Source organism: Cupriavidus taiwanensis LMG 19424, assembly GCF_000069785.1.
Lineage (GTDB): Bacteria > Pseudomonadota > Gammaproteobacteria > Burkholderiales > Burkholderiaceae > Cupriavidus > Cupriavidus taiwanensis.
Window position 1 is genome coordinate 400,660 of sequence record NC_010530.1, and the last position, 26,676, is coordinate 427,335.

General features: G+C 67.9%; 26 protein-coding genes. 16 read left to right on the plus strand and 10 right to left on the minus strand.

What is annotated here, in order from left to right; genetic code table 11:
- Positions 1–45: 45 nt before the first annotated feature.
- The 6 genes from fliQ to fliL are packed head-to-tail and all read right to left on the minus strand — an operon-like array spanning position 46 to position 3,636.
- Positions 46–315 (minus strand): flagellar biosynthesis protein FliQ, encoded by a 270-nt coding sequence (fliQ, locus tag RALTA_RS17500; protein WP_012355210.1) that lies wholly within the window; start codon positions 313–315, stop codon positions 46–48.
- Positions 316–355: 40 nt separating this feature from the next.
- On the minus strand, positions 356–1,180 hold the full coding sequence (gene fliP / locus RALTA_RS17505; RefSeq protein WP_012355211.1) for a flagellar type III secretion system pore protein FliP: 825 nt from the start codon (positions 1,178–1,180) through the stop codon (positions 356–358).
- Positions 1,177–1,632, minus strand: coding sequence for a flagellar biosynthetic protein FliO (fliO, locus tag RALTA_RS17510; RefSeq protein ID WP_012355212.1), 456 nt, complete (start codon positions 1,630–1,632; stop codon positions 1,177–1,179). Before fliO ends, fliP begins: the two co-directional genes overlap by 4 nt.
- The gene (gene fliN / locus RALTA_RS17515) at positions 1,629–2,075 is read right to left on the minus strand and encodes a flagellar motor switch protein FliN (RefSeq protein WP_012355213.1); all 447 of its coding nucleotides are present in this window, start codon (positions 2,073–2,075) and stop codon (positions 1,629–1,631) included. The genes fliO and fliN overlap by 4 nt, the downstream gene beginning before the upstream one ends.
- The gene (fliM, locus tag RALTA_RS17520; protein WP_012355214.1) at positions 2,068–3,087 is read right to left on the minus strand and encodes a flagellar motor switch protein FliM; all 1,020 of its coding nucleotides are present in this window, start codon (positions 3,085–3,087) and stop codon (positions 2,068–2,070) included. The genes fliN and fliM overlap by 8 nt, the downstream gene beginning before the upstream one ends.
- A gap of 57 nt (positions 3,088–3,144) precedes the next feature.
- Complete coding sequence (gene fliL, locus RALTA_RS17525; RefSeq protein ID WP_012355215.1) at positions 3,145–3,636, minus strand: flagellar basal body-associated protein FliL; 492 nt, start codon at positions 3,634–3,636, stop codon at positions 3,145–3,147.
- Positions 3,637–4,114: 478 nt separating this feature from the next.
- On the opposite strand from fliL, the gene acnB reads away from it, so the two are divergent.
- From acnB to RALTA_RS17555, 6 genes are all read left to right on the plus strand, one after another.
- Complete coding sequence (gene acnB / locus RALTA_RS17530; RefSeq protein ID WP_041232444.1) at positions 4,115–6,706, plus strand: bifunctional aconitate hydratase 2/2-methylisocitrate dehydratase; 2,592 nt, start codon at positions 4,115–4,117, stop codon at positions 6,704–6,706.
- A gap of 191 nt (positions 6,707–6,897) precedes the next feature.
- Complete coding sequence (locus RALTA_RS17535; protein ID WP_012355217.1) at positions 6,898–7,602, plus strand: glutathione S-transferase N-terminal domain-containing protein; 705 nt, start codon at positions 6,898–6,900, stop codon at positions 7,600–7,602.
- A 124-nt stretch (positions 7,603–7,726) separates the two neighbouring features.
- Complete coding sequence (locus tag RALTA_RS17540) at positions 7,727–9,079, plus strand: PQQ-dependent sugar dehydrogenase (RefSeq protein WP_012355218.1); 1,353 nt, start codon at positions 7,727–7,729, stop codon at positions 9,077–9,079.
- A gap of 75 nt (positions 9,080–9,154) precedes the next feature.
- Complete coding sequence (locus RALTA_RS17545; protein WP_012355219.1) at positions 9,155–10,003, plus strand: EamA family transporter; 849 nt, start codon at positions 9,155–9,157, stop codon at positions 10,001–10,003.
- A 170-nt stretch (positions 10,004–10,173) separates the two neighbouring features.
- A complete protein-coding gene (locus RALTA_RS17550; protein WP_012355220.1) occupies positions 10,174–10,998 on the plus strand; it encodes a class I SAM-dependent methyltransferase in 825 nt (274 codons plus the stop codon).
- A gap of 200 nt (positions 10,999–11,198) precedes the next feature.
- Entirely contained in the window at positions 11,199–11,561 is a 363-nt protein-coding gene (locus RALTA_RS17555; protein ID WP_012355221.1) for a hypothetical protein, read from the plus strand.
- A gap of 97 nt (positions 11,562–11,658) precedes the next feature.
- Here RALTA_RS17555 and RALTA_RS17560 read toward each other — a convergent pair whose 3' ends face one another.
- On the minus strand, positions 11,659–12,081 hold the full coding sequence (locus RALTA_RS17560; RefSeq protein ID WP_012355222.1) for a type II toxin-antitoxin system VapC family toxin: 423 nt from the start codon (positions 12,079–12,081) through the stop codon (positions 11,659–11,661).
- The gene (gene vapB / locus RALTA_RS17565) at positions 12,081–12,329 is read right to left on the minus strand and encodes a type II toxin-antitoxin system VapB family antitoxin (protein ID WP_012355223.1); all 249 of its coding nucleotides are present in this window, start codon (positions 12,327–12,329) and stop codon (positions 12,081–12,083) included. Before vapB ends, RALTA_RS17560 begins: the two co-directional genes overlap by 1 nt.
- Positions 12,330–12,455: 126 nt before the next feature.
- Between vapB and RALTA_RS17570 the strand changes: the two genes are divergently transcribed.
- The gene (locus RALTA_RS17570; RefSeq protein WP_012355224.1) at positions 12,456–13,316 is read left to right on the plus strand and encodes a LysR family transcriptional regulator; all 861 of its coding nucleotides are present in this window, start codon (positions 12,456–12,458) and stop codon (positions 13,314–13,316) included.
- Positions 13,317–13,336: 20 nt separating this feature from the next.
- Here RALTA_RS17570 and RALTA_RS17575 read toward each other — a convergent pair whose 3' ends face one another.
- Complete coding sequence (locus tag RALTA_RS17575; protein ID WP_012355225.1) at positions 13,337–13,585, minus strand: hypothetical protein; 249 nt, start codon at positions 13,583–13,585, stop codon at positions 13,337–13,339.
- A gap of 229 nt (positions 13,586–13,814) precedes the next feature.
- Between RALTA_RS17575 and RALTA_RS17580 the strand changes: the two genes are divergently transcribed.
- The 8 genes from RALTA_RS17580 (at position 13,815) to RALTA_RS17615 (ending at position 25,036) form a co-directional block, all read left to right on the plus strand.
- On the plus strand, positions 13,815–14,972 hold the full coding sequence (locus RALTA_RS17580; protein WP_012355226.1) for an acyl-CoA dehydrogenase family protein: 1,158 nt from the start codon (positions 13,815–13,817) through the stop codon (positions 14,970–14,972).
- A gap of 453 nt (positions 14,973–15,425) precedes the next feature.
- Positions 15,426–16,721: a TolC family protein gene (locus RALTA_RS17585; protein ID WP_012355227.1), complete on the plus strand. Its 1,296-nt coding sequence runs from the start codon at positions 15,426–15,428 to the stop codon at positions 16,719–16,721.
- Positions 16,722–16,774: 53 nt separating this feature from the next.
- Complete coding sequence (locus RALTA_RS17590) at positions 16,775–17,968, plus strand: efflux RND transporter periplasmic adaptor subunit (RefSeq protein WP_012355228.1); 1,194 nt, start codon at positions 16,775–16,777, stop codon at positions 17,966–17,968.
- A 12-nt stretch (positions 17,969–17,980) separates the two neighbouring features.
- Positions 17,981–21,103 carry an efflux RND transporter permease subunit gene (locus RALTA_RS17595; protein WP_012355229.1) on the plus strand — a complete coding sequence of 1,041 codons (3,123 nt, stop codon included), beginning with the start codon at positions 17,981–17,983 and terminating at the stop codon, positions 21,101–21,103.
- A gap of 312 nt (positions 21,104–21,415) precedes the next feature.
- Positions 21,416–22,030 carry a hypothetical protein gene (locus RALTA_RS17600; protein WP_012355230.1) on the plus strand — a complete coding sequence of 205 codons (615 nt, stop codon included), beginning with the start codon at positions 21,416–21,418 and terminating at the stop codon, positions 22,028–22,030.
- A gap of 102 nt (positions 22,031–22,132) precedes the next feature.
- Positions 22,133–22,336: a CsbD family protein gene (locus RALTA_RS17605; protein WP_012355231.1), complete on the plus strand. Its 204-nt coding sequence runs from the start codon at positions 22,133–22,135 to the stop codon at positions 22,334–22,336.
- Between the two features lie 308 nt (positions 22,337–22,644).
- On the plus strand, positions 22,645–23,430 hold the full coding sequence (locus tag RALTA_RS17610; RefSeq protein WP_012355232.1) for a GntR family transcriptional regulator: 786 nt from the start codon (positions 22,645–22,647) through the stop codon (positions 23,428–23,430).
- A gap of 61 nt (positions 23,431–23,491) precedes the next feature.
- Positions 23,492–25,036 carry an acetolactate synthase large subunit gene (locus RALTA_RS17615; RefSeq protein ID WP_041232692.1) on the plus strand — a complete coding sequence of 515 codons (1,545 nt, stop codon included), beginning with the start codon at positions 23,492–23,494 and terminating at the stop codon, positions 25,034–25,036.
- A 62-nt stretch (positions 25,037–25,098) separates the two neighbouring features.
- On the opposite strand, the gene RALTA_RS17620 is transcribed toward RALTA_RS17615, so the two are convergent.
- The gene (locus RALTA_RS17620; RefSeq protein ID WP_012355234.1) at positions 25,099–25,509 is read right to left on the minus strand and encodes a hypothetical protein; all 411 of its coding nucleotides are present in this window, start codon (positions 25,507–25,509) and stop codon (positions 25,099–25,101) included.
- A gap of 223 nt (positions 25,510–25,732) precedes the next feature.
- Between RALTA_RS17620 and yddG the strand changes: the two genes are divergently transcribed.
- Positions 25,733–26,665, plus strand: a complete 933-nt coding sequence (gene yddG / locus RALTA_RS17625; protein WP_012355235.1) for an aromatic amino acid DMT transporter YddG — start codon at positions 25,733–25,735, stop codon at positions 26,663–26,665.
- Positions 26,666–26,676: the final 11 nt, after the last annotated feature.

A 26,676-nucleotide genomic window follows, 5' to 3' on the forward strand; every position in this document is an offset into this window, starting at 1 on the left:
ACGGCGGCGGACAGCGGCGGCTGGCGGTGTGGGCGGCGGCCGCCGTCAGTGCGCCAGCGCGGGGATGCTCTGGAACACCTCGCGCATGTAGTCGACCATCGCATTGATCATCCACGGGCCGGCCAGCACCATGGTGGCGAACAGCGCGATCAGCTTGGGGATGAAGCTCAGCGTCATCTCGTTGATCTGGGTCGCGGCCTGGAACAGGCTGACCACCAGGCCGGCGGCCAGCGCCACCAGCAGCAGCGGGGCGGCCAGCAGCAGGGTCATCTTCATCGCCTGGGTGGCGATGGTCATCACGGTCTCTGGGGTCATGGCTCGGAATCTGCGAGGGTGCGGGCGCCGGTGGCGCGCCTCAGTTCATGAAGCTCTGCGCCAGCGAACCCAGCAGCAGCTGCCAGCCGTCGACCAGCACGAACAGCATCAGCTTGAACGGCAGCGAGATGGTGGCCGGCGGCACCATCATCATGCCCATCGCCATCAGCACGCTGGCCACGACCAGGTCGATGATCAGGAACGGGATGAAGATGGTGAAGCCGATCTGGAACGCGGTCTTCAGCTCGCTGGTGACGAAGGCGGGCACCAGGATGCTGAGCGGCACTTCCTCCGGTCCCTGCATCTCCGGGGCCTTGGCCATCTGCGCGAACATGGCCAGGTCCTTCTCGCGGGTCTGGCGCAGCATGAAGGCCTTGAGCGGCTCGGCGGCCTTGGCCGCGGCGGCTTCGAGGCTGAGCTTGTTTTCGGACAGCGGCTTGTAGGCGTCGTTGTAGACGCGGTCGAACACCGGCGCCATCACGAAGAAGGTCAGGAACAGCGACAGGCCCACCAGCACCTGGTTGGGCGGCGAGGTGGCCGTGCCTAGCGCGTTGCGCAGCAGCCCCAGCACGATGATGACGCGGGTGAAGCCGGTCATCATCAGCATCGCCGCGGGCAGGAACGACAGCGAGGTCAGCAACACCAGCGTCTGCACCGGCAACGACCAGATCTGGCCGCCGCCGGGGGCGGGCTTGCTGATGACGCCGGGCAGCGCCTGGGCCCAGGCCGGCGCGGGCGCCAGCGCGGCAATGGCCAGCGTCAGCGCCAGCAGGGACAGCAGCGGCGAGGACAACAACGGAGCCGGGCGCGCGGCGCCGGCAGGGCGCGGCAGCGGTCGCCACAGCGTGGCACGCGGGAAAGTCATGATTTGAAGTGGGACTGCATCGAGCGCAGCAGCTTTTCAGCAAAGGTGCCGCCGGTGGGCGGTTGCGACGGTCCGGCGGCAAGGTGCGCGCCGGTCTGGCTGGCGGACGGCGTACCAGCCGCCATGGTGTGCAGCGGCCGGATCTCGCCGGGGCTGACGCCCAGCACCAGCCAGGTATCGCCGACCTCGACCAGCACCAGCCGCTGGCGCGCGCCCAGCATGGTGCTGCCGACCACCTTCATCGCGCCGCCGGTGGCGTGGCGCACCAGGCCGGCACGCCGTGCCATCCAGGCCAGGCCCAGGATCAGCGCGATGATGGCGAACAGCCCCAGCCCGGCCTGCGCCAGGCTGGCCGCGCCGCCGATGGCGGGCGCTTGCGAGCCGTCGGCCGCCATTGCGGCGCCGGGAAGCGCGGCAAGCGCAGCCAGCCGGGCGCGGGTTGCGGCTGTCATTTGTTCAGCTTCCGGATGCGTTCGGACGGCGTGATGATGTCGGTCAGGCGGATGCCGAACTTGTCGTTGACCACCACCACTTCGCCCTGGGCGATCAGGTAGCCGTTGACCAGCACGTCCATCGGCTCGCCGGCCAGGCCGTCGAGTTCCACCACCGAGCCCTGCGCCAGCTGCAGCAGGTTCTTGATCGGCACCTTGGTGCGGCCCAGCTCCACCGTCAGTTGCACCGGGATATCGAGGATCATCTCGATATCGTTGCGGAAGCCGCTCGGCGCTTCCTTGGCCAGCGGCGGAAAGACCGTGGCCGCGGCCGGCGTGGCGGTGGCCGCCGCAGGCGCGGCAGCGGCGGGGATCTCGGCGGAAGTGGCGCTGGTCTGCTCGGCCAGCGCGCTGGCCCAGTCGTCCATCGGGTCGACCGGCTTGTCCTCGATGCCGTCAGTCATAATCGGTGTCCTCGGTATCCAGGTGGGAATCGCCGTCCTGGTGATTGATCATTCGTTCTACCCGCAGCGCGTACTGGCCGTTCATGGTGCCGAAGCCGCATTGCATCACGGGCACGCCGTCCACCTTGCCGAACACCTTCTCGGGCAGCTCGATCGGCAGCACGTCGCCGGCGCGCATCGCCAGCACTTCGGCCACCGTGCTCTGCAGGTGCGCGAATTCGGCAACCAGCTCGACCTCGGCCGCACGCAGTTGCGTGGACAGTTGCGTGACCCAGCCCTTGTCGACCTCTTTCTCGTCCTGCAGCGGATTCATCAGCAGGTCCTTGAGGGGCTCGATCATCGCGTACGGCAGGCATACGTGCAGCTGGCCGCCGACGGCGCCCAGCTCGATGTGGAAGGCGGTGGTGACCACGGCCTCGTTGTGCGTGGCGACATTGGCAAACTTGGGGTGCATCTCCGAGCGGATGTACTCGGTCTCGATCGGATGCACGGTGCGCCAGGCATTGCCGTAGCTGGTCAGCGTCAGCTCCAGCATGCGCTGGATGATGCGTTGCTCGGTCTGGGTAAAGTCGCGGCCTTCCACGCGGGTGTGGAAGCGGCCGTCGCCGCCGAACAGGTTGTCGACCACCAGGAAGACCAGGTTGGGGTCGTAGACGAACAGCGCGGTGCCGCGCAGCGGCTTCAGGTGGACCAGGTTGAGGTTGGTCGGCATCGGCAGGTTGCGCGCGAAGTCGCCGAATTTCTCGATCCTGACGCTGCCCACGGAGATGTCCGCGCCGCGGCGGATGAAGTTGAACAGCGCCGTGCGCAGCGAGCGCGCAAAGCGCTCGTTGATGATTTCCAGCGTATGCAGGCGGCCGCGGATGATGCGTTCCTGCGTCGCGAGGTTGTAGGGGCGTACCCCGCCCTCGTCGGGCGCAGTCTCGCTGGCCTTGGGCGTATCGGCCTCGCCGGATACGCCCTTGAGCAGCTCGTCTACCTCGTCTTGCGAGAGGAACTTGTCGTAGGCCATCTAGTGTCCTGCCCCTTGTGCGGCGTTGTGGATGATACGTGCTGCCCCGGCTTGCGCTTACTGCACCACGAACGAGGTGAACAGCACGTCCAGCACTTGTTGCGCCGGCAGGCCGCTGGCAAACGGCTTGCTGATGGTGTCGCGGATATCGTCGGCGAGCTTGCGCTTGCCGTCGACGGTGGCCAGCTCGGCCGGCTGCCTGGCCGACAGCAGCAGCAGGATGCGGCTGCGCGCTTCGGGCAGGTACTGGGCCAGGCGCGCCTGGGTGGCGGCGTCAGCCACCTTCAGCGACAGGCCGGTGTGCAGGAAGCGGTCGCCGTCCTCGCTGCGCAGGTTGACGGTGAACGCGTCCAGCGGCACGAAGATCGGCGGCGGGACAACCGGAGCGGCGGGCGTTGCGGGCGCCGCCGGCTGGCGGTTGCTCAGCACGCTGCCCAGCACGAAGCCTCCGGCACCCAGTGCCACCACCAGCACGCCGGCGCCGATCAGCAGCAGCCGGCCGCGCTTGCCTGTGTTGCCAGTCCGGGAAGGGGAAGCCGTGTTCGCCATGAGAAGCCTGTATCGGAATGCCTGCCATTCTTCCGGAATCGCAGGCCAGCAAAGGGCCGAAAAAAAGGGGGAAACCCTTTCAGCTTGGCCATTTGAGCGGAAAGGGAGCAGGCACGGCTACGCGAGCGGGCGCCGTTGTGTTGCGCGCCTGCAGGCTGGTTAACGCAGCTTGATCGGGGAACTTGAGGGCGGCGAGCGCGGGATGGCTGGATGACGTGCGTCGTCATGGTTCCGGCAGGGGGTTGTGGCCGATCCTGTCGCAGCTGGTCGGGGGCGCCGGTTTCGGCATTCCCTACTATGCTACTCGGGTAGCAGTCCATGCAGAACCGCAACTCATCCATTCGCCAAGTCGTTGTTTAGCATGCATTTTCTTGGATGAACTCTTATATAAGATATAAGACATTTGACCCAGGAGCCGCTTCGGACTACAATCGCGACGTACCGAGTCTTTCTAAACCTAATTACTCAGCAGGTTCCCATGCTTGAAAACTATCGCGCACATGTGGCCGAGCGCGCCGCGCTTGGCATCCCCCCTCTGCCCCTGACCGCCAAGCAGACGGCCGAGCTGATCGAACTGCTGAAGAATCCGCCCGCCGGCGAAGAACAGACCCTGGTGGACCTGATCTCCAACCGCGTGCCCGCCGGCGTGGACGACGCCGCCAAGGTCAAGGCCTCGTACCTGGCCGCCGTGGCGCTGGGCAAAGAGAAGTGCGCGCTGATCTCGCGTGCCAAGGCCACCGAGCTGCTGGGCACCATGCTGGGCGGCTACAACATCTCGCCGCTGATCGAGCTGCTGGACGACGCCGAAGTCGGCACCGTCGCCGCCGACGCGCTGAAGAAAACCCTGCTGATGTTCGACGCCTTCCACGACGTGAAGGAGAAGGCCGACAAGGGCAATGCCAACGCCAAGGCCGTGCTGCAGAGCTGGGCCGACGCCGAGTGGTTCACCAGCCGCCCTGAAGTGCCGCAAAGCCTGACCATCACCGTGTTCAAGGTGCCGGGCGAAACCAACACCGACGACCTGTCGCCGGCACCGGACGCCACCACCCGCCCGGACATCCCGATGCACGCGCTGGCCATGCTGAAGAACAAGCGCGAAGGCGCGGCGTTCCAGCCGGAAGAAGACGGCAAGCGCGGCCCGGTCAAGTTCATTGAATCGCTGAAGGAAAAGGGCCACCTGGTCGCCTACGTCGGCGACGTGGTCGGTACCGGCTCCTCGCGCAAGTCCGCTACCAACTCGGTGCTGTGGTTCACCGGTGAAGACATCCCCTTCATCCCGAACAAGCGCTTCGGCGGCGTGTGCCTGGGCAACAAGATCGCCCCGATCTTCTACAACACCATGGAAGACGCCGGCGCGCTGCCGATCGAGCTGGACGTGTCGAAGATGGAAATGGGCGACGTGGTCGAACTGCGCCCGTACGAAGGCAAGGCCCTGAAGAACGGCGAAGTGATCGCCGAGTTCAAGGTCAAGTCCGACGTGCTGTTCGACGAAGTCCGCGCCGGCGGCCGCATTCCGCTGATCGTCGGCCGTGGCCTGACCGCCAAGGCGCGCGAGGCGCTGGGCCTGGCCCCGTCGACGCTGTTCCGCCTGCCGCAGAACCCGGCCGACACCGGCAAGGGCTTCACGCTGGCCCAGAAGATGGTCGGCCGCGCCTGCGGCCTGCCTGAAGGCAAGGGCATCCGCCCGGGCACCTACTGCGAACCGAAGATGACCTCGGTGGGCTCGCAGGACACCACCGGCCCGATGACCCGCGACGAGCTGAAGGATCTGGCCTGCCTGGGCTTCTCGGCCGACCTGGTGATGCAGTCGTTCTGCCACACCGCCGCTTATCCGAAGCCGGTCGACGTCAAGACCCACCACACCCTGCCCGAGTTCATCAGCACGCGCGGCGGCATCTCGCTGCGCCCGGGCGACGGCGTGATCCACTCGTGGCTGAACCGCATGCTGCTGCCTGACACCGTCGGCACCGGCGGCGACTCGCACACCCGCTTCCCGATCGGCATCAGCTTCCCGGCAGGCTCGGGCCTGGTCGCCTTTGCCGCCGCCACCGGCGTGATGCCGCTGGACATGCCGGAATCGGTGCTGGTCCGCTTCAAGGGCCAGATGCAGCCGGGCGTGACGCTGCGCGACCTGGTCAACGCGATCCCGCTGTACGCCATCAAGCAAGGCCTGCTGACCGTGGCCAAGCAAGGCAAGAAGAACATCTTCTCGGGCCGCATCCTGGAAATCGAAGGCCTGCCCGACCTGAAGGTCGAGCAAGCGTTCGAGCTGTCCGACGCCTCCGCCGAGCGTTCGGCCGCCGGTTGCACCGTGCGCCTGAACAAGGACCCGATCATCGAATACATCAACAGCAACATCACGCTGCTGAAGTGGATGATCGCCCAGGGCTACCAGGACCCGCGCAGCCTGCAGCGCCGCATCAAGGCCATGGAAGCGTGGCTGGCCGATCCGAAGCTGCTGGAGCCGGACGCCGACGCCGAATACGCCGCCGTGATCGAGATCGACCTGGCCGACGTGCACGAGCCGATCGTGGCCTGCCCGAACGACCCGGACGACGTCAAGACCCTGTCGGACGTGGCCGGCGCCAAGATCGACGAAGTCTTCATCGGCTCGTGCATGACCAACATCGGCCACTTCCGCGCAGCCTCCAAGCTGCTGGAAGGCAAGCGCGACATCCCGGTCAAGCTGTGGGTGGCCCCGCCGACCAAGATGGACCAGAAGCAGCTGACCGAGGAAGGCCACTACGGCGTGTTCGGCACCGCCGGTGCCCGCACCGAAATGCCGGGCTGCTCGCTGTGCATGGGTAACCAGGCGCAGGTGCGCGAAGGCGCGACGGTGATGTCGACCTCGACTCGCAACTTCCCGAACCGCCTGGGCAAGAACACCAACGTGTACCTGGGTTCCGCCGAACTGGCGGCAATCTGCTCGCGCCTGGGCCGCATCCCGACCAAGGACGAGTACATGGCCGATATTGGCGTCATCAACCAGAATGGCGACAAGATCTACAAGTACATGAACTTCGACCAGATCGAGGACTTCAAGGAAGTGGCTGACGGCGTGACGGTGTAAGTCGTCAGCGCCAGCTGGCATGATAAGGGGCCCCGCGGGGCCCCTTCTGTTTTTGCAGGGCCCCGCATCGCTTGGGTCAGCCGGCGGATCGGTCCGTCGCCCTGCAAGCGTGGCGACACCAGTTTATGATCGGTCTCTTTCGTCGTCCGGCAGCTTCCCATGGCGTGGAAGCGCCCGAACCAGGAGCCCGTGTGCCCGATCTGTCCGCTTTTCCCATCACCCGCAAATGGCCGGCGCGGCATCCCGACCGCATCCAGCTCTATTCGCTGCCCACGCCCAACGGCGTCAAGGTGTCGATCATGCTGGAAGAGACCGGCCTGCCGTACGAGCCGCACCTGGTGCGCTTCGATACCGATGACCAGCTGTCGCCGGAATTCCTGTCGCTGAACCCGAACAACAAGATCCCGGCAATCCTCGACCCCAACGGCCCGGGCGGCAAGCCGCTGGCGCTGTTCGAATCGGGCGCGATCCTGCTGTACCTGGCCGACAAGTCGGGCAAGCTGATTCCCGCCGATCCGGCGCGCCGCTACGAGACCATCCAGTGGGTGATGTTCCAGATGGGCGGCATTGGCCCGATGTTCGGCCAGCTGGGGTTCTTCCACAAGTTTGCCGGCAAGGACTACGAGGACAAGCGCCCGCGCGACCGCTACGTGGCGGAGAGCCGGCGCCTGCTCAAGGTGCTGGAGCAACGCCTGGAAGGCCGCGCCTGGATCATGGGCGACGAGTACACCATCGCCGACGTCGCTACCTTGCCGTGGGTGCGCAACCTGGTCGGTTTCTACGAGGCTGGCGACCTGGTCGGCATCAAGGACTTCGTCAATGTGCGGCGCGTGCTGGATGCGTTCGTGCAGCGTCCGGCGGTGGTGAAGGGGCTGGATACGCCGCGCCGGGGCTGAGCGCGCCGGGGTCGGGCATCGTCCTACACAATGCCTTCCGCGGCGCCTACAGAGCGCCGGTCGCTCTACGGCCTATAGTCCAGGCACAGGCGCGCGGCCCTGCGTGGCCTGAGGAGCCCGGACCATGCCGATGCCCACCCCCTTGCGCCCGCCCTTGCGCCTGCTGCGCACTGCCATGCTGGCGAGCGCCGTGCCCGTGATGGCCGCGCTCGTCGCCTGCGGCGAATCCGCCAAGCTGCCTTCCGAGGCCGGTTTCGGGCCCACCCCACAGCTGCCGCCCCCCAACCAGACCGCGATTCCCACCGTCAAGATCGCGCCGGCCATCGGCTGGGCCGCGGGCCAGCGCCCGGTGGCGGCCGAAGGCATGGCGGTGACGGCGTTTGCCGACCAGCTGGACCATCCGCGCTGGGTCTATGTGCTGCCCAACGGCGACGTGCTGGTGGCCGAGAGCAATGCGCCGCCCAAGCCCGATGACGGCAAGGGCATCAAGGGCTGGATCATGAAAATGGTGATGAAGCGCGCCGGCGCCGGCACGCCCAGCGCCAACCGCATCACGCTGCTGCGCGACAGCAACGGCGACGGCGTTGCCGACCAGCGCTCGGTGTTCCTGAAAGACGTGAATTCGCCGTTCGGCATGGCGCTGGTCGGCAATGACTTCTATGTGGCCGCCACCGACGCGCTGCTGCGCTTCCCGTACCAGCACGGCCAGACCGAAATCAGCGCCGCGCCGCAGAAGGTGCTCGACCTGCCCGGCGGGCCGCTCAACCATCACTGGACCAAGAGCCTGATCGCCAGCCGCGATGGCAGCAAGCTGTACGTGACCGTGGGCTCGAACAGCAACGTGGGCGAGAACGGCATGGACAAGGAAGCCGGCCGCGCCGCGATCTGGGAGGTCGAGCGCAGCACCGGCAAGCACCGCATCTTTGCCAGCGGGCTGCGCAACCCCAATGGCATGGCGTGGGAGCCGGTCACGGGCATGCTGTGGACCGCCGTCAACGAGCGCGACGAGATCGGCAGCGACCTGGTGCCGGACTACATCACCTCGGTGCGCGACGGCGGCTTCTATGGCTGGCCCTACAGCTACTACGGCCAGCATGTGGACCAGCGCGTGAAGCCGCCGGCACCAGACCTGGTGGCCAGGGCCATCGTGCCGGACTATGCCGTGGGCGCGCATACCGCCGCGCTCGGCCTGGCCGCTGCCGGCGGCAACAGCCTGCCGGCGCGCTTCAGCGACGGCATGTTCGTCGGCCTGCATGGTTCGTGGAACCGGCGCCCTTTGGCCGGCTACAAGGTGATCTTCGTGCCGTTCAGCCAGGGCCGGCCGCAGGGCGCGCCGTTCGACGTGCTGACCGGGTTTGTCGACGACGACGGCAAGGCGCGCGGGCGGCCGGTGGGCGTGGCGATCGACAAGAGCGGCGGCCTGCTGGTGGCCGACGATGTCGGCAATACGGTCTGGCGGGTCAGCGGCGCAAGATAACCGGGCCGCGGCGCGGCACGCCGGCGCGGCTAGAATGGCGCGATCCTGTGCTGCCTGCCGACTTCGCTGCCGCCCATGTCGCTTACCGTCTTCGCCGTCGTCCTGCTTGCCGCCTTCCTGCATGCCGCGTGGAATGCCGTGGTCAAGGGCGGCGGCGACAAGCTGCTGTCCACCGTGATGGTGGCGGTGACGGCTGGCCTGATGGCAGCGCTGGCGCTGCCGGCGCTGCCGCAGCCGGCGGCCGCAAGCTGGCCCTTCATCGCCGCGTCGGTGGTCGTGCACGTGGTGTACTTCGCGCTGGTGGCGCGCATCTACCGCAGCGCGGACATGAGCCTGACCTACCCGCTGATGCGCGGCTGCGCGCCGTTGCTGGTGGCGCTGGCCAGCGTGGGCTGGCTGGGCGAGCACCTGTCGGCGCTGGCATGGGCCGGCATCGCCGTGATCAGCCTGGGCATCCTGGCCATGGCGGGCGGGGCGCGGGGCGCCCGAGGCGGGCCCGGCGGCCGCGAGGGGGTGTGGCTGGCCCTGCTGAATGCGCTGGTGATTGCCGCCTATACCCTGATCGACGGCACCGGCGTGCGGCGCTCGGGCGCGCCGGTCGCGTATGCCTTCTGGATCTTCGTGCTGACCGCGGTGCCGTTGGCGGCGTGGGCGCTGGCGACGCGCCGGCCGGAACTGGCCGGCTACGTGCGGCGCAACCTGGTGTTCGCGCTGGTCGGCGGTGGCGGCACGCTGGCGTCCTACGGGCTGTCGCTGTGGGCGATGACGCGCGCGCCGGTGGCGCCGGTGGCCGCGTTGCGCGAGTCCTCGATCCTGTTCGGCGCGCTGATCTCCGCGCTGCTGCTCAAGGAGCGCGTCGGCGCCGCGCGACTCGGCGCGGCATGCCTGATCGCCGCCGGCGTGGCCACGCTGCGCTTCGCCTGAACGGGTGAAGCCCGGTGCCGGGTGCTTGCCTGAGCCCCCGGCTGCTGCCTGTGCGCGGCGCTGTCTATACTTGGCTTGACCGGGTTCTCAGGACGCATCAGTGCTGCGTCCGCACACCAACATCACCAAGACACGCCCGCCCGTCTGGACTTCGTCGCCGAGGAGTAGGCATGGACCACACCGCAGATTCGTTTCGCGCCTTTGAACTGGCTGGCTGGGAAGACCCGGAAGTCGTCAGCCGTTACCAGGAGCACCTGTCGCACGTGACCCGGCAATCGGTCGAGGCGCTGCTGGACGCGGCGCACGTGGCCGGCGGGCAGCGCGTGCTCGATGTCGCGTCCGGCTCCGGCTACGTCGCAGCCGGCGCGGTCCAGCGCGGGGCCGAGTCGATCGGCATCGATTTCGCGCAGGCGCAGGTGCAGCTGGCGCGCAAGCTGCATCCCGAGGTCCAGTACCAGCAGGCTGACGCTCAGGCATTGCCGTTCGACGATGGCAGTTTCGACGCCGTGGTCAACGGCTTCGGCCTGTGCCACATGTCCGACCCGGACACGGCGCTGGCCGAGGCCTTCCGCGTCTTGCGCCCCGGCGGGCGCATCGCCTTCACGGTATGGGACACGCCGGAGCGCGCCGTCGGCTTCGGCGCGGTCTATGCCGCGATCCGGGCCTATGGCTCGATGGACGTGGATATCCCGGTCGGTCCCAATTTCTTCCTGTTCAGCGATCCCGGCCACTGCCGCAGCGCGTTGCAGCAGGCCGGCTTTGTCATGCCGACCTGCCGCAGCGTGCCGCAGGTCTGGCGCTTCTCCACGCCCGACCAGCTGTTCGACGCGCTGGCCCAGGGCACCGTGCGCGCCGCCGCCACGCTGCGCGCGCAGACCCCCAAGGCGCGCGATGAAATCCGCGCCGTGCTGCGCGGCACCGTTGCCGGGTACATGCGCGGCAGCGGCTTCGAGGTGCCGATGCCGGCGGTGCTGGCGGCGGCGGTCAAGCCCTGAGGCGGCGCCGGGATGTCGGGCATCCCCCGACACCGACGCCGCCAGCGCCGGCCCGGACCCACCACTCACCTCCGGAAAGTGCCGCAATCCACGCCGTAGCCGGGCCTGGACCGGTGGCACGGTCGTTGCGCAATGGACAGCGAGCGCGGCGCCGCGACTCGTTGTGCCACCTGCCAGCAATGGCTTCCCGGAGAGTCCGAATGAAAACCCGATCCCCATGCCAGAACGGGCAGGCCGCGTCGCGCCCGTCCGCCATCCGACACCGTTCGCGCCAGGCCATGGCGCTGCTGCGCGTGCTGGGCTTATGCCTGAACAGCGTCGCCTGCGCGCAGTCCGAGGCGCCGCAGGCCGCCACGGCGCCCGCCGTGCAGGCGGTGACGCCGGAGCGCAAGTTTGCGCCCGGCTACCTGGAGGCCGTCGCCACCGGCTATGACAATGGCCTGGCGTGGCAGGAGCCGGAAGGCATCGCCCCGTTGCGGCCGCCACGCGAGGCGCGTGGTGTGCCCGTGGCGCCGGTGCCGGTCGCCATGCCGGCGGCGGTGCGGCCGCAGCCAGTGCGCTGACCCTGCGCGCAGAGGGGCCGGCAGGATCAGGGCTGGCGTCGGATATCGGTGCCTGGCTCCGTGTCACGCCTTGCCGGTTTCCCGGGCAAGCGGGGCTTTATCGGTCCGGCACTGCGCCCTGACCTTCGGTCCAGTCTTCCACGCGCAGACCCGGATAGGCGGTAAAGTCGCGGACGTTGCGCGTGACCATGGTCAGGCCTTCGGCAATGGCATGGGCCGCAATCAGCTTGTCCAGCGCATCGGCCTTGCGTTCACGGGTGGCGGCACGGACCGGACCATAGGCGCGCGCCGCTGCCGCGTTCAGCGGCAGCACCGGCACGCGCCCGATCAGCGCCTGCAAGGCGCGCCGGGCGAGCTGCGGATCGCGCGACACGGTAACGCCGTATTCCAGTTCGGCCAGGCTGATCGCGGACAACACCACATCGCCCTCAAAGCACTGGGCAAGGCGCTCGGCAACCCGGGGCGGCTGGTTCTTCATCAGGTAGATGCACATATTGGTGTCGAACATATACCTGGCCATCAGAACCCCTCCCGTTCGGACTGGGTCTGGTCTTCGCGCCCTGGGGCCATGAAATCGTCAGGGAAGGCGGCGAACACATCGAGCAGCCCGGTCAGGCGTCGTCGCGCGGGCCGGATGCGCAGCTCATCGCCAATTCGCTCGATTTCAAACTGCATGTCCGTGTCGGGATAGGCCAGTTCCGCGGGAATGCGCACCGCCTGGGAATTGCCGTTGCGGAAGATCCGGGTGAAAGGCATTGCGAGTTCCATGTACATCCTTGTAGGTACAAAGCATAGCACCATGAAAGCAGAAGTACATCCTTGTGTGTATGCCCGGATTCTCAATCGGCTACTCTTGTCTACAATGCGCCACGTCGCCCCGGATTCTCCGCCACCATGGACATCGAACTAGCCCGCACCTTCCTGCAGGTTGTGCGCGACGGCAGCCTGCTGGCCGCCGCCGACAAGCTGCATGTCACCCAGACCGCCGTGACCGCGCGCATTAAGAGCCTGGAGGCGCAGCTGAACTGCCGCCTGTTCGAGCGCAACAAGGCGGGCGCGCGGCTGACGCCGGACGGGCAGCGGTTTCTTGGCTATGCCAGCCAGCTGGTGCAGACCTGGGAGGCGGCGTGCCGCGAGCTGCCGTTGCCGACGGGGCTGGCCAGCCTGTTCCGCTATGGCACGGAGATCAGCCTGGGCAATCCGCTGGTGCTGCTGTGGGCGACACGCCTGCGCCAGCGGATGCCGGCGCAGGCCGTGCGGGCGGAAGTGGGCGAGGGGGCGGAGCTGCAACGAAGGCTGCAATCGGGCGCTCTGGACGCCGCGCTGGTGTACCAGCCTGAGTACGCGCCCGGCATGCAGGTGGAAGCGCTGATGGAGGAAAAGCTGGTACTGATCCGCTCGACGCAGCGCGACGGCGGCTATGTCTATGTCGACTGGGGCCCGGAGTTCCGCCGCCAGCATGACAGCGCGTTGCCGGAGCATGCGCGCGCATCCCTGTACTTCAACCTCGGGCCGCTGGCGTTGCAGTACATCCTGCAGTTCGGCGGCAGCGGCTACTTCCGCACGCGGGTGGTGCAGAGCTACCTCGACAGCGGTGTACTGGTGCGCGTCGCCGGCGCGCCGGAATTTTCGTATCCCGTGTTCCTGGTCTGCGCCAAGGCGCCCACGGGACCGGCGCAGGAAGCCGTGGAGATCCTGCGCGAGATCGTGCGGGAAGAATCCGACTGGTCGCAGCGCTGGGACGTCCCGCAGTAGCGCCCGGACCCGCGCCGGGCTCAGATCCGCACCGGCACCAGCTGTCCCGATGGGGCCGGCACGGCCACCAGGCGCCATTGCCGCACGCGCCTCCCCCGGCCGCCGCCGCTGCCGCGTCGCGGCGGGCGAGGTTCGAGGCCGGCAAAGCGCCCATGCTGCTGCGCGCGCGTCAGGACCGGTTCCGGTACCCGCGTGCCGATCAGCCAGGTGGCGGTACCCCCCAACCCCACCAATGCCAGCGCCAGTCCAATCCAGAGGATGGCTTCCATGTTCCCGCTCCATCGAATCGTTATCTGTGGTTCCAGTATTGGCACAAAGCGTGCCGGGCGGTAAATGAAAGTTATTTGCACTTCATATCAATAAAATTGCACTCAAGCGGCTTTTTGCTGCGGGCGGGCCGGTCCGCCGACGGTAAGAAAAATCATCTGTTCCGACGAATCTCCCGGGCGTGGCTCGGCCGACACTGGCCCGGTCAATGTCAAAACCCTGGAGACCCCGATGCAACGCCTGATCTTCGAAGCCGAACACGACGCCTTCCGCGAATCCGCCCGCCGCTTCTACCAGCGCGAGGTCGGCCCGCATGGCGAGCGCTGGCGCGAACAGGGCTGCGTGGACCGCGAGGTGTTCCGCAAGGCCGGCGAGCAGGGCTACCTGCTGATGTGGGCCGACGAGCAATACGGCGGCGCCGGCGTGCAGGACTTTCGCTATGAGCAAATCCTGATCGAGGAAAACGCGCGCCACGGCGATTCCGGTTTCTTCGGCACGCTGCATTCGCGCCTGGTGGCGCCTTACATCGGCCGCATCGGCAATGAAGAACAGCGCCAGCGCCTGCTGCCCGCTGCCGCGCGCGGCGAGTCGATCTTCGCCGTGGCCATGACCGAGCCGCAGACCGGCTCGGACCTGGCCGGCATTCGCACCCGCGCCGAGGACCATGGCGACCACTGGGTGCTGAACGGCGCCAAGACCTATATTTCGAACGGCCAGCTGGCCGACGTGGTGATCGTGGTGGCCCGCACCGATCCGGAACGCAGCCATGGCCTGACGCTCTTCATCGTCGAACGCGGCATGCCGGGCTTCGAGCGCGGGCGCAAGCTGCGCAAGCTGGGCCTGCACTCGCAGGACACCTCGGAGCTGTTCTTCGACAACGTCAGGGTGCCCAAGGCCAACGTGCTGGGCGAGCCCGGCCAGGCCTTCCGCTACCTGACGCGCCACCTGGCCGAGGAGCGCCTGATCGGGGCCTGCGGCTACATGGCGTCGGCACAGGTGGCGTTCGATATCACGCTGGACTACGTGCGCGAGCGCAAGGCCTTTGGCCGCGCCATCGGCACGTTCCAGAACTCGCGCTTCAAGCTGGCCGAGCTGCGCGCGCAGCTGGACGCGCTGCAGACCTTTGTCGACCAGTGCGTGCTGCAACACAACGCCGGCACGCTGACGGTGGAGACCGCGGCGTCGGCCAAGCTGCTGACCTCCGAGCTGCAGGGACGCATGGTTGACGAAGGCGTGCAGCTGCACGGCGGCGCCGGCTATATGGAGGAGTACCGCATCTGCCGCATGTATGCCGACGCGCGCATTTCGCGCATCTATGCCGGCAGCAGCGAGATCATGAAGGAGATCATCGGGCGCGGGCTGGGGCTGGATGACCGCGTGAAGGCATAGCCTGCCCAGGCAGGCTTCCGACGGCACGGCTGGCAACAGCCGTGCCGTTTGTCGTTTTTTCCGAATGGTCAGGGTTTTCGCGTAGTTAAAGGCATTTGTCAGGGGAATGAAAGCCGTTTGTAAAGCGATTCGGTTTGAATGCGGGCGGGAGATCGTGTCCGGGTGGCGTAGACGGCATCGGGACAGCGGGCGAGGGCGCGACAAGACAGCCACGCCGCGCAACCTCGTCGGGCGCCGGGCGCGGGAATATTTCGCGCCTCGGTGAACCATTCGGCGGGTACGGTCGTTTACCGCAGATCGTTGTCAAACCGAGCCCGACTGAACGTGCCTTTTGTCTTATCCCGTGTTGCCGTGGCGGCCCTGCTGGGGCTGGGCCTCGTGGCAGGGCCTGTGGCGAGCCGCGCCGCCGAACGCCTGGCCGATTCGCCTCCTTCCGCTGCTTCTGCTGATTCCATGCATGCCGCACCGGCCGATGGCCCGTGCGCGCCGCCGCCGGCAGGCGCCACGCTGACCCTGGCCCAGGTGCGCCTGGACGCGTTGCGCTGTAACCGGACCATCCTGGCCGCGCGCCGAGGGGTGGAAGCCAGCCAGGCCGACGTGCAGATCGCGTCGCAGCGTCCCAACCCCGTGCTAAGCCTGGGTGTCGAGAACATCAACCCGCATGCCGGCGTCGGCTCCGGCAACCTGCGCAGCAAGACCGTGGATTCCACGCTGCGGGTGGACCAGTTGATCGAGACGGCCAACAAGGGCAACCTGCGCGTCGATGCCGCGCGCAAGGCCAGCGCCGCCGCCGGCGAAGCGGTGCAGGCCGTGGTGGCGCAACAGACCGGCGCGGTGGAGCAGGCCTTCTTCGACGCGCTGGCCAGCCAGGAGCGCGTGGCCGTGTTGCGCGAGACCCTTGCGCTGTACGAGCGCACCCGCCAGGCCAGCGAGACTCGCCTCAAAGCCGGCGACGTGGCGCGCGCCGACGTGACCAAGCTGCAGCTCGACGCGCTGCGCGCGCAGAGCGATATGCGCCAGGCCATCACCGATCATTACCGCGACAAGGCCATGCTGGCGCAGGCGATGGGCGTGCCCGGCACCCTCGCCGACAACCGGCTGGTGGCCGACTGGCCGGTGCTCGATGCGGCCGTGCCGCCGCCAGACCCCGACACGCTGCAGCGCCGCCCCGACGTGACCGCGGCCGAGGCGCGCCTGGCCGCCGCCGCGGCGACGCGCGACCTCGCACGCGCGGGGCGCGTGCCCGATGTGACCATTGGCGCGCAGGCCGAGCACTATCCGACTTCGCCAAGCAACAGCTATGGCTCCGGCAACAGCTTCGGCGTGTTCCTGTCCGTCCCCCTGCCGGTGCGCCACAGCAACGGCGGCGAGGCGCGCCGCGCCGAGGTCGATTACTACGCGGCGCTGGACGACCGCAACCGCGTGATGCTGGAGGCCGGCAACGAGATCGAACGGCTGCGCAGCCAGCTCGAGACCGCGCGCCAGTCGCTGCGGCAGATGCGCGAGGACGTGCTGCCCGCTGCGGAAAGCGTTGCCGGCAGCGCCGAATTCGCCTACCGCAAGGGCGCCACCGGCGTGCTCGACCTGCTCGATGCGCGGCGCGCGCTGCGCCAGACCCGGCTCGATGCCGTCGCAGCACAAGCCGAGTACGCCAAGGCGCTGTCGGCGTATCGCGCTGCCTTGCAGACCTCGACCAGCGCTGCGCCAGCTCATGCCGCCGCCACGGACGCGACCACCGCGCGCCCCTGAACCGCAGTTCCCGCGATTCCCTCATGTCCTTCCTGTCACGCATGTCCAGCCGCATGTCATCTCTCCACGCTGCCTTGCCGGCACGCATTTCCATCCTGTTCGCCATGTCGTTGTGCGCGCTGGCGCTGGCCGCGTGCGGCAAGCCCGAAACCACGAAGGCCGATGACGATCCCAAGGTCAGCGGCAATACCATCCAGTTTCCGGCCAGCGTGAAGACGCTGCCCGGCATCGCCGGCGAGGCCGCCACCATGGGCGGCGAGCGCATGCTGAGCCTGCCGGGGCGGCTGGTGTGGAACGAAGACAAGACCGTGCGCGTGGCGACGCCGTTTGCCGGGCGCGTGACCGAGGTGCTGGTGCAGCCAGGCGCCACCGTCAAGGCCGGTCAGCCGCTGGCGATGCTGACCTCGCCGGAATTCGGCGTGGCCCAGGCCGACGCGCGCAAGGCCGCCGCCGACAGCGCGGTCGCAGCCAAGGCGCTGGCGCGCCAGCGCGAGCTGTATGGTGCCGGCATCATCGCGCAGAAGGAACTGGAGCAGGCCCAGGCCGACGCCGCGCGCGCCGCGGCCGACCTGCAGCGCACCCAGGCGGCGCTAAGCCAGTACGGCGCCGCGGCGGCAGGGACGGGCGGCGTCAACCAGCGCTTTGCGCTGCGCAGCCCCATCGACGGCCTGGTGGTCGAGCGCAACATCAACCTCGGCATGGAGCTGCGCCCCGACCAGCCTCCGGCCGCGCCGCTGTTCCTGGTAACCGATCCGACCACGCTGTGGGCCCAGGTCGATGCCGGCGAGGCCGACCTGAAGCTGTTCAAGCCCGGCGTCGACGTGCAGCTGAGCACCTCGGCCTGGCCCGGCGAGACCTTTGCCGGCACCGTGGTCAAGATTGCCGATTATGTCGATCCGACCGCGCGCAGCATCAAGGTGCGGCTGAACGTGCCCAATCCCGAGCGTCGCCTGAAGGCGGAGATGTTCGTCACCGCCAGGCTGCCGGCGGCATCGTTCAAGGGTGTCGCGGTGCCGTCCAAGGCGGTGTTCCTGGCCGACAACCGCAACTATGTGTTCGTGCGCACCGCCCCCAATACCTTCGAGCGCCGCCAGGTGCGCGTGGGTGTGACGCTGCCCGGCACCACCGAGCTGCTCGAAGGCGTGAAGGACGGCGAGACCGTGGTCAGCGAAGGCAACCTTTACCTGCAGGACATCCTGCGCGATGCCACCGCGGTGAACGCGGCGCGCGCGGCAGAGAAGCGCTGAGGACGGCTGCCCATGATTTCTCGCATCGTCAGCTTTGCCCTGCACCAGAAGCTCTTTGTCTGGCTGGGGCTGATCCTCTTCGTCGGAGGCGGCATCGCCGCGTTCAAGAACCTGCCGATCGAAGCCTTCCCGGATGTCTCCGACATCCAGGTCAACGTCATCACGCTGTACCCGGGGCGCGCCGCCGAAGAAGTGGAGCGCCAGGTCACGATCCCGATCGAGACCGCGCTGGCCGGCACGCCCAACGCGGTGCGGGTGTTCTCGCACACGCAGTTCGGCCTGTCGTTCATGATGGTGACCTTCAACGACAAGGCGACCGACGTGGCCGCGCGCCAGCAGATCCTGGAGCGGCTGCGCAGCGTGGATTTGCCCGACGGCGTGCATCCGGACCTGGCGCCGCTGTCCACCGCGATCGGCGAAATCTACCGCTTCCGGCTGACCGGCAAGGGCTATACGCCGCAGGAGCTGCGCACGCTGCAGGACTGGGTGGTCGAGAAGAACCTGCGCCAGGTGCCGGGCGTGGCCGACCTGGTCACCATCGGCGGCACCATCAAGCAGTATGAGGTCAACCCCAACCTGGCGCGCATGCGCGACGCCAGGATCTCGCTGTCTCAGTTGTTCACCGCGCTGCAGCGGGCCAATGCCAATGCCGGTGGCGGCGCGGTGGCGCACGGGCGCCAGCAGTTCCTGCTGCGCTCGCTGGGCAGCTTCCGCACCTCGGCCGATATCGCCAACGTGGTGGTGGCCGAGAACAACGGCACGCCGATCCTGGTCAAGGACATTGCCGACGTGCGCGTCGGCAGCGCGCCGCCGCAAGGCCTGATGGGCCAGGACGACGAGGACGACATCGTCTCGGGCATCGTGGTGATGCGCAAGGGCGAAAACCCGTCGCTGGTGCTGGACGCGCTGAAGAAGAAGATCGAGCTGCTCGACGACCAGATCCTGCCCAAGGGCGTGAAGATCGTGCCGTACTACGACCGCTCCACGCTGATCGACAAGACCCTGCACACGGTGTTCGGCAACCTGGTGGAGGGCGCGCTGCTGGTGATGGCGGTGCTGTACCTGTTCCTGGCCAACGTGCGCGCCGCGGCGATCGTCGCGCTGATCATCCCGCTGGCGCTGCTGTCCACCTTCATTGGCCTGACCTGGGTCGGGATTCCGGCCAACCTGCTGTCGCTGGGCGCGATGGACTTCGGTATCATCGTCGACGGCGCGGTGATCGTGGTCGAAAACATCTTCAAGCGGCTGGGCGAACTCAAGGCGCAGCAGATCCAGGACAGCCGGGCGCGCCTGCATGCGATCCTGCAGGCGACCACCGAGGTGGGCCGCCCGACCGTGTTCTCGATGGTCATCATCATCGCGGCGCACATTCCGATCTTCACGCTGCAGCGGCACGAGGGCAAGATCTTCGCGCCGATGGCCTATACGGTGACGGGGGCGCTGATCGGCTCGCTGATCCTGTCGCTGACGCTGGTGCCGCTGCTGTGCCACCTGTTGCTCAAGAAGAACATCGCGCACGACGACAACTTCCTGGTGCGCCACTGCAAGCGCCTCTACGCGCCGATGCTGGCCTGGGCGCTGGACCACAAGAAGCTGGTGGTGGGCGCGGCGCTGGGTCTGCTGGTGGTGACCGTGGGCGCGGGCAAGTTCCTTGGCAGCGAGTTCCTGCCCGAGCTGGACGAAGGGTCGATGTGGGTCAGCTTCGACCTGCCGGCCTCGGTCTCGATCGACGAGGCGCGCGACCAGGCGCGGCTGCTGCGCAGCGTGATCCGCCAGACGCCGGAGGTCAATACCACCATCTCCAAGGTGGGCCGTCCCGACGACGGCACCGACCCCAAGCTGATCAACACCGTCGAGATCCTGGTCGACCTCAAGCCCGAGAAGCAATGGCGCGCCGGCCTCGACAAGCGCGCCATCATCGGCGAGATCGACAAGCACCTGCGCCAGTTGCCCGGCATCGAGCCCAATTTCTCGCAGCCGGTGCGCGACAACATCCTCGAAAGCATCTCGCAGATCAAGGGCCAGATCGTGATCAAGGTGCAGAGCGACAGCCTGGAGCACAACAAGAAGGTGGCCGACCAGATCCTGGCCAACGTGCAGTCGGTCAAGGGCGTGATGCGCGCCTTTATCGACCGCGACGGCGAACTGCCGCAGTACGTGCTGGAGTTCGACCGCGCCCAGGCCGCGCGCTACGGCATCAACGTGGCCGACGTGCAGGACCTGATGGAAACCGCGCTGGCCGGCAAGGCCGCGACCGAGCTGTGGGAGGGCGAGAAGCACTTCAGCGTGGCGGTGCGGCTGAAACCGTCGGAGCGCGCGCTGCCGAACCTGCCCAATATCTTCATGCAGACCGCCGATGGCGCGCAGGTGCCGCTGTCGCAGCTGGTGACGTTCCGTGCTGCTTCCGGCGCGATGAACATCAGCCGCGAGAACGGCCAGCGCACCACCTCGATCGGCATCTTTATCCGCGACCGCGACATGGGCAGCGTGGTCAAGGATATGCAGAAACTGGTAGCCAAGAACGTCCGGGCCGACGACGTCAAGATCAGCTGGTCCGGCGAGTTCGAAAACCAGGAGCGCGCCATGGCGCGGCTGTCGATCGTGGTGCCGCTGTCGGTGCTGGTGATCTTCCTGCTGCTGTTCAATGCGTTCAAGTCGTTCAAGAGCGCCACGCTGATCATCTCGAACATCCCGTTCGCGCTGATTGGCGGCGTGTTCGCGCTGCTGCTGACCGGCATCCCGCTGTCGGTGTCGGCGGCGATCGGCTTTATCGCGCTGTTCGGCCAGGCGGTGCTCAACGGCGTGGTGATGGTGACCTACTTCAACCAGCTGCGCGAAGAGGGCATGCCGGTGCGCCAGGCCGTGCTGACCGGCTCGATGGACCGGCTGCGGACCGTGCTGATGACCGCGCTGCTGGCCATGCTGGGCCTGTTCCCGATGGCGATCTCGCGCGCCATCGGCTCCGAAACGCAGCGGCCGCTGGCCATCGTCATCATCGGCGGGCTGATCACCGCGACCGTGCTGACGCTGATCGTGCTGCCGACGCTCTATGAATGGATGGTGGGCCGCAACTGGCCGGACGAGGATGCCGCCGCGCCTGACGAGAACCGGATCACGCCTTCGATTTCCGGCTGATGACAGCGTCGCGCGGGGCATGCCCGCGCGCACGCTGTCTGGCATCGCAGACATGGCGATGCATGGACGCCGCCCCTTGCCGGGCGGCGTTTTTTCATGTCGAGGCGCAATCCACAAGCACGGGCGCGACGGTGCAGCCGTGGATGTGCGGTGCGCGATCCGCTATGTCGGAATAGTCTGACGTTCCTTTCGGAGCCCAACGCCTGCTGACCCCATCCCCCCGGGCCTACTCTGTACATACGGCGTGGCCAGCAGCATAGCCGCCGGCCTCTCATGCGTACCCTTACGCAATCACCCGGAAAGGAGCTCGACATGATGAAGAAATGGCTGACCGCAGCAGTGTGTTCGATGATGGTTGCCGCCCCGGCGGGCATGGCCCTGGCGCAGACCACGGCACCGGCACCGTCAACGACGGCCGGAACGGCTGCAACCGGCGCAAGGGCAGACTATGACGCCGCGGTGAAGCAGGCCGACGCGGACTACAAGGCTGCCTCTGCCAAGTGCGATGGCATGAAGGACAACGCCAAGGATGTCTGCAAGGCCGAGGCCAAGCGCGACCGCGACGTTGCCAAGGCCCAGGCCGAGGCCCGCCGCGATGGCACGCAAAAGGCCATGGCCAAGGCCGAGAAGACCAAGGCCGACCGCGACTATGACGTGGCCAAGGAAATGTGCGACGACAAGAAGGGCAACGACAAGGACGTCTGCAAGAAGGACGCCAAGGCCGCGCATGAAAAGGCCCTGACCGCTGCCAAGGTCGACAAGGCCGCGGCAACCGGTTCGCGCAGTGACGTTGCCGAAGCGCGCGCCGATGCGAAGAAGGACACCATGGACGCCGCCTACAAGGCCGACAAGGAACGTTGCGACGCCATGTCCGGCGATGCCAAGGACAAGTGCCAAGCCGACGTGAAGGCCAAGTACGGCAAGTAAGCCGCTTCAGCACGGCCCGGCCCGCGGGGGTCGGGTCGAACACCGCACCACTCGCAAGGGGACGCAACCGCGCCCCCTTGCCATGACATCAAGGAGCACGCGATGAACTGGGATCAGATCGAAGGCAAGTGGGAACAAGCCAAGGGCAAGGTCAAGGAGAAGTGGGGCAAGCTCACCGACGACGACATCACGCAGATCAACGGCAAGCGCGACCAGCTCGCCGGGCGGATTCAGGAGCGCTACGGCTACAGCAAGGAGCAGGCCGAGGAAGAGATGAAGGCATGGGAGCGGGATGTGCGGTGGTAAGACGCCGCACAACGGTCTTGCAAAGCGCCTCCGGGCGCTTTTTTTTCGGACGAGTTTTGCAGCTGCGGCCCGCCAGCCAGGCCTATTCCGTATATCGAGAACGAGGGGTTGATACGCGTCATGGCCACCACGGAGACAGAGATGGCGGCGATTACGGCGTTCATGGAAGAGCAGGGCAGGCGGCTCAAGAAACCAATGGGGGCCAAGGTAAACCCTAGTAGTCTACATATATAGACTTTTTATACTGTCCCCCACCACCCGCCGGCATCCGCCGGCCCCTCGAGCGCCCGGCACCGGGCAATCCGCCCATGCCGGAACCTCTTTCCAGCGAACTGCTGTCCCGCAGCCGCCAGCCGGTCTACCTGCAGCTGGCCACCATCTTTCGCCGCCAGATCGAAAGCGGCGCCTGGCGCCAGGGGGCGCGCATCCCATCGCTGGAGCAGCTGTGCCGCCAGTACGGCGTGGCGCGCATGACCATGCACCATGCGCTGTCGATGCTCGACGAAGAAGGGCTGCTGGAGCGCTCGCGCGGGCGCGGCACCTTCGTCAGGGCGCCGTGCCGGGCGCGGCGGCAGGTGTCGCTGTCGACCAGCTGGGACGAGGCCGTCGCCGTCGGCGCGCAGCTCGACACCGAAGCCATGGTTGAGTCGGCCGGCAATGTGCCGCTGCCCGACGACCTAGGCATGCCCTGCGCGGGCGAGCGCGCGCCTGCCTACCATTTCCTGCGCCGCCTGCACCGCCTCGACGGGCGTCCCTTTGCCGTGGGCGAGGTCTATATCGAGGCCGGCGTGTTCGCGCGCGACCCGGACGCCTTCCGTCAGGGCGCGTCGGTGCCGGTGCTCGACCGCTTTCCCGGCCTGTCGGTCAGCACCGCGCGGCAGCGGCTGTCGATCGTCGCCGCGGGCGCGGAAGCGGCGGCCGCGCTGGCGCTGGCGGTGGGTGCGCCGGTGGCCGAGCTGCGCCGCTTTGCCTGCGTGCCGTCGAGCACCGCTGCGGAGGCGGAGCGCATCGTCTATTTCGCCCGTATTGAATTCCCGACCGAGTTCGTCTGCCTGGATTTCGACCTGCTGGCCGCGCGCCCGCATCCGGCATGACTGACCGGCATCCCAGCCAACCCACCCACCACCGGACCCCCAGATGGACAACGCACAACCGATGAACGGCGCCGAGAGCCTGGTCAAGACCCTGCTGGCCAATGGCGTGGACACCTGCTTTGCCAACCCCGGCACCAGCGAAATGCACTTCGTCGCGGCGCTGGACCGCATTCCCGGCATGCGTTGCGTGCTGGGGCTGTTCGAGGGCGTGGTCACCGGCGCCGCCGACGGCTACGCGCGCATGGCCGGCAAGCCCGCCGCCACGTTGCTGCATTGCGGGCCGGGTCTGGCCAACGGGCTGGCCAACCTGCACAACGCGCGCCGCGCGCAGACGCCGGTGGTCAACCTGATCGGCGACCAGGCCACCTACCACCGGCCGCTGGATGCGCCGCTGACCGCCGACACCGAAGGCTGGGCGCGGCCAGTCTCGGTGTGGACGCGCACCGCCACGCAGGCGGCTTCGGTCGGGGCCGATGCGTCGGCCGCGGTGCAGGCCGCCTGCGCCGCGCCGGGCGGCGTCGCCAGCCTGATCCTGCCGTCCGACGTGTGCTGGGATGCGGGCGGCGTGGTGGCGGCACCATTGTCCGCGCTGGCGGTGCCCAGGGTCTCGCCGGACGCCGTGCAGCAGGCCGCGCGCGTGCTGCGCTCGGGCCAGCCGACGCTGATCGTGCTGGCCGGCAGCGCGCTGCGTGAGGCGCCGCTGGCCGACGCGCACCGCATTGCAGCGGCCACCGGCGCGCGGCTGATCTCGCCCATGTCCAATGCACGCGTGGCGCGCGGGCGCGGGCGCCTGGCGGTGGACCGCGTGCCGTATTCAGGCGATGCCGCGCGCGACAAGCTGGCCGGCATCCGCAACGTGATCCTGGTCGGCGCGCCGGCACCGGTGACGTTCTTCGCCTACCCGGGCAAGTCGCCGCGCCCGTATCCGGAAGATGCCGCGGTGCATGTGCTGGCCCGCCCGGAACAAGACCTGGCCGAAGCGCTGGCAAGGCTCGCCGATGCAGTCGGCGCGCGCCAGGCGCAACTGCCCGCTGCCGCCATCCCGGCGCCGGTGGAGCCCGCGCGTGGCGCGGTCACGTCCGAAGCGGTGGCGCGCACGCTCACGGCGCTGCTGCCGGAACAGGCCATCGTGGTGGAGGAGAGCGTCAGCTTTGGCCGGGCCTTCTATCCCGGCACGGTGCACGCGGCGCCGCACGACTGGCTGCAGCTGACCGGCGGCGCCATCGGGGCCGGCCTGCCGCTGGCGCTCGGCGCGGCCGTCGCGGCACCGGGACGGCGCGTGGTGGCACTGCAAGCCGACGGCTCGGCCATGTACACCCTGCAATCGCTGTGGACCATGGCGCGCGAACAGCTCGACGTGACCGTGGTGCTGCTGGCCAACCGCAAGTACGCCATCCTGCTGGGCGAACTCGCCGGCGTCGGCGCCAGCCCCGGCAAGACCGCGCTCGACATGCTCGACATCGGCAACCCGGACCTGGACTGGGTCAAGCTGGCCAGCGGCATGGGCGTGGAAGGCGCGCAGGCCACCGACATGGAGCGCTTTGCCGACCTGTTCCGCATGGCCAATGCGCGCAAGGGGCCGTTCGTGATCGAACTGGTGATCTGAGGGACGGCGCGGCGGGCAAGCACGCCGCCGCGCATCCCGGCAAACCGGAAATTGCCCGCGTTTCAGTCGGTCAGGTCCGGCCAGCCCGGCGCATCGTCGACGCCGGGCAGCTGCCTGACCATGTAGGCATGCAAGCGCGACAGTTCCAGCGCGATGCCGTCCGGGAACCCCTGCCGTCCACCGCGCTTGTCGATCAGCAGTTCGACCAGGAAGGCATGCAGCGCGGCCGGGTTGGCGCACAGCGCCGCCAGCTGGTTGCCGATGCGCGGATAGCGGCGGCACAGCACCAGCGGGCGCGCCTCGGCCGGCAGCGACAACAGCCAGCGCATGGCAGCGTCCGACAGCACCGCGTCTTCCGGCGAGGGCGCGCGCCGCAACCCGTTCCAATCCGGCGCGACCTGCACCGGCGGCTCGCCGTCCAGGATCTTCCTGGCTTCCTCGACGGTGACGAATTCAAAAGTGAGGGGTTCCATGCCGGCTCCGGAGGACAGACCAACGCGCACCGCGGCAATGCCGTTCAGTTGAGGTATCAAGCACTACCGTCATTCCCGTGCAACGCGGGTTTCTGCATTCTAGCCGGGTACGCGATCGAGGCCGGCGTTTTGCACAGGCGGGCAGGCCGACCACGATCGATGCGCCGGCGCGGGTCGGGTAAAGTATGGCCCCTTCCGCTCCCATCGATCGCTGAAACCCCAAATGGCAGGCATGCAAAGAAAACAGGCAACGCTGGTCGGGCTCGTCGCGGTGCTCCTGTGGAGCTCGATTGTCGGCCTGATCCGTGGCGTCAGCGAGAGCTTCGGCGCGACAGGCGGTGCCGCGCTGATGTACACGGTCGCCTCCGTGCTGCTGTGGGTTTCGGTGGGCCACGTCAGGCTCCGGGCATTGCCCCGCGCCTACCTGGTGTGGGGCAGCGTGCTGTTCGTGTCCTACGAGCTGTGCCTGTCGCTATCGATCGGCTACGCCAACAGCGGCAGGCAGGCGATCGAAGTGGCCATGGTCAACTACCTGTGGCCCAGCTTCACCATGCTGGCCGCTATCCTGTTCAACCGGCAGCGGGCCAGCTGGCTGGTCGTGCCGGGCTTGCTGGTGGCCGTCCTCGGTATCTGCCAGGTACTGGGTGGCGATCAGGGACTGGATGTGGCGGGCATGGCGGCCAATGTGCGGGACAACCCGCTCAGCTACGGGCTTGCCTTCGCCGGCGCAGTGATCTGGGCGGGCTACTGCACCGTCACGGCCCGCATTGCGGCGGGCAAGAACGCCGTGACGCTGTTCTTCATGCTCACCGCCCTCGCCTTGTGGGCCAAGTACCTGTTCACAGGCGGCGAAGCGATGGCGTTCAGCGTTGCCGGCGTGGTCTACCTGGCCCTGGCGGCCTGCGCGATGGGCTTCGGTTATGCGGCGTGGAATGTCGGCATCCTGCATGGCAACGTGACCGTGCTCGCCGGCGCATCGTACTTCATTCCGGTGCTGTCGGCCGCCCTGGCCGCGGCGCTGCTGCATGCCCCGCTGTCCTTCGCGTTCTGGAAGGGAGCCGCGATGGTGGTCGCGGGGTCCATCCTTTGCTGGCTCGCCACGCACGGCAGGGGCGCGCGCGCCGCCACGGCCGCCGGGTCCAGCCAGGCGACATAGCGTAGCGGGGC